The organism is Paraburkholderia sp. EG304 (assembly GCF_046543485.1).
Lineage (GTDB): Bacteria > Pseudomonadota > Gammaproteobacteria > Burkholderiales > Burkholderiaceae > Paraburkholderia > Paraburkholderia youngii.
In genome coordinates this window covers 1-3,182 of sequence record NZ_JBKGUA010000164.1, presented here as the reverse complement: position 1 = coordinate 3,182, position 3,182 = coordinate 1, and the positions used below count along the sequence as shown (strand labels likewise).

At 59.1% G+C, this 3,182-nt stretch carries 2 protein-coding genes and 1 pseudogene; 1 reads left to right on the top strand and 2 read right to left on the bottom strand.

Going from position 1 to position 3,182, the window contains the following annotated elements:
• On the top strand, positions 1-213 hold a 213-nt coding region (locus ACLFKU_RS42865), incomplete at its 5' end, for a hypothetical protein (protein WP_410853272.1).
• Positions 214-343: 130 nt separating this feature from the next.
• On the opposite strand, the pseudogene ACLFKU_RS42860 reads toward ACLFKU_RS42865, so the two are convergent.
• Both ACLFKU_RS42860 and ACLFKU_RS42855 read right to left on the bottom strand, forming a co-directional pair.
• A pseudogene (locus ACLFKU_RS42860) lies at positions 344-2,272 on the bottom strand (protease pro-enzyme activation domain-containing protein).
• 741 nt (positions 2,273-3,013) lie between these two features.
• A partial coding sequence (locus tag ACLFKU_RS42855) for a transposase (RefSeq protein ID WP_410853273.1) occupies positions 3,014-3,182 on the bottom strand: 169 nt, incomplete at its 5' end.

Sequence of the window (3,182 nt, the reverse complement as noted above, 5' to 3'; positions counted from 1 at the left end):
GTTATCCGTTCTATTACTGCCATCGAAGCTCCCCGTGCCGGACAACCGGCGGCAGGACAGCTTACGCGGCGCAAAAGCGGACATTTGAACTTGGCCAGAAGCGGACATTACAACTTAGCCGCTACATCGTCCTTCATTTCAAATCCAGATTACGTAAACTCAGCTGGTACGCAACGCACCAGCGCACACATCAAAATCACGTCCAACGCATAACGCAGCCGCTTTAAACACCTTGCCAATACCGGCGGACTGCCTCGTGCGCGGTGTTTTCGTGTTTGGCGTCATGCAGGTCACACATTGGGATTCGAAAGACTTTGCTCGACCCCGCTGACGCGACGGAACCTTACTGCGCGCGCCAACTTGGGATTGCCGCGCTGATCTTCGCGAAGTCCAAGCTGCCGAAGCCCGTAGCCATGTCCCAGCCTGACGTCGCAGTGAAGCCGTAGCCATGGTAGCCGTTGTTGCCTGCTGTCACGTCGTGGTGCAGCGCCGTATTGCCCGGGAGATTCTCATAGAACGCCGGCGTTGGCAGGCTGAGGCTGTTGTTCGTGGCCGATTCGAGCCGCGCCCAGCCGCCCACGAAGATCGGTGACGCGAGGCTCGTGCCGCCGCTTGGCGACTTCATCTTCTGCCCGTTGAAGATGATGTAGGCGCCAGTCGATCGCGCAGCATCGAACGCCACGTCCGGCAGGACACACTTCGTCACCGAACTGCCGAGCGCCGCGGTTTGCCAACTGGGCGCGGCTTCGTACACGCTCTTGCCCCCTCCCGTCGCCCAGATGCGCACCACGTTGTCGACCCGCTTCCCAGTTCCGTCTAAGTCCGCGTACGCGGCGCCGTCATTCCATACGGTTTCGCCGGCCTACGTCATGGTGCCGGTCGTGGAGAGCATCGTACCGCCCACTGCGACGACATAGGGCGAACTCGCGGGATACTGCACGCTGTATTTGGACAGATCGTTTATCGTGGTGATCGAGGCGCCGTCGGACGTGCCGATGTACCCTTGGTTTCCGTGCGGCGAATACGATTCAACATAGACGCCCGCATCGCCTGAAGCGACTGAGAAGGTCTGTCCTTGCGCAACAGCCTGCTTGAACACGGCATCGGCGGCGGCGAGCGCGCCGGTTTTATAGGACGTATATTCGTCGTTCCCGAGGGACACATTGATGATGGTCGCCTTATCATCAGTCACCGCTTTGCTGTAAGCAGCGTTCACCGTTGTGTCGGTGGCACGGTCGGTGCCGGGACCGCTCATGGCCGGATAGAAGATTAGCTCCTTGACGCCTCCGGATGTGCCGATGATGACTTGGCTGTCGAGAGCAAACTCGATATCGGCGTCGGGGACCGGGATGCCCGATCCATCCTCGACGACCGCCGTGTTGACCTTCGGCAGGTGTGCGTTTTGCGTGAAGGTGTTCAGGTCGGCAATGGTCTGAGTCATGTCGCCCCAGGCGATGATGCCCACCGTCGTGTTGGTCGCAGCGGGCAGACTGCTCGCGTCATAGATCTTCGCGAAATCGGTTGGCTGGTGGCTAACCAGCTTCGACGCGTCTGTCGTGTTCTTCTCAATGGAGTCCGGTTCGATGACCGCTTCCGGCGCGAAGCGTTGGAGCATGCTGTGCGGCACGACCGCATTCTGCAGACCGAGTACCGAACCAACGCTCGAGGCGAGCGATGACGGGACACGGGCTGACAAATCGTTCCCATAGGCCGGCTTGCCTTTATAGTTGAAGCGCTTGATGCTCGTCTGGAAGGCGCTTTGCACGTTGTTTGCGTTGCCGTCGGCGGAGATTAGCATGTTGTTCTCCGACACGGAGACGTTGAGGAAGCCGTTCGCCTTCAGATGAGCGACTACGGCCGCGACCTGAGCGTCGGTCGGCGAGAAACGCGCCTTGAACTCGGCCGGCGTGAGGTACCTGTGGTAACTGGGGCTACCCGGCTGATTGAGGTCGCGAAGGAACCTGTCGAGCGTTTCCTCGTTGCGGTGCCTCAGGGCCACGGCAATGTGCAGCGGCTGACTCAGTTCGAGCGGCGTCACATTCGTATCGGTCAGCGCCGGATTGCCGAGGCTGTTCAGCGAGTAGCTCTGCGGGGCATAAGTTCCGGCCGGCGCCGGCGCGTTCGACAGGAGGAACGCTTGGGTGCGGGTCGAGACCCAGTCGGTCTCCGCTCGGGCGGACAGCGGGATCATCGTGACCGCTACGCCAAGGGAAAGGGCCGCCAATTCAAAGGCTCTTGGGAATTTGCGATTGCCGAAATGAATTGTTTGCATTGTGACCTACGAAAATTCAACGAAGCTGGCGCGCGGCCTAGACACGTGGCCCCTCGTCAGGCAATGCGCAAGGGCTTGACTGCGGCGTGGACAGACGGCGGTTGCGGGACGATGTTGCCGTCAACGCTTAACTCGACCGCGATCTCTTTAAGAGATCGCGGCGACGTCTGTAACGTTGCATGGAGTATGGAATCCCAAATTTGGACGACATTCGGGGTATTGCGTTAATGCTTACGAGCTTTGCCACGATTCCTCAAAGTCAATTTGCCGCAAAATATGCGCGGCCCCGGAAGAGATCGCAGAGCCTTGGTACGATATATCTCCGTATAAGAGTCCGTCACTATGGTGTTGATCCCACCGGTCGCGAGCAAATAAGCCGGATACCTGCCGGACGCTTCTAATGTGGGCGGATCATTTCCAAGTGCGACGCGCATGCGATTGTCGCCGGAGCTTCTGCTACGACGCAAGCAAATCGGATTCAATAAAACTGATATCGCGGTCTATGATGGGATTGCAGGGTTTGCTAGTGCTTGCGCATGGGTATGCCGATTCCCTCATAGCGAGGTACGCATCGCCGACTACCAGTATGCCCCGGACCGAGCTCCGCGACCGATCGAGAGCGGAGAGGCGAAACAATCGTTATCGAGGTCCAGGGGGCTGGTGACACCGCGCGCGTGATTAGTCGCGCTGGATGCGGGCAACCAGTCCTCGACATGGTTCAATCATGACAGATAGAGCGTGTTAGGAACTTTGAAGTACTGGCACGGCGCTAACAAGCATGACCATTGCGAAGACGACAAAATGAAGCCCGGCGAGAGTTTCGGGGGGCCGTTCATAGTCACGTGCGAGACGCCGGAAACGGTTGAGCCAGCCAAAGCTGCGCTCGACCACCCACCGCCGGGGGAGCAGA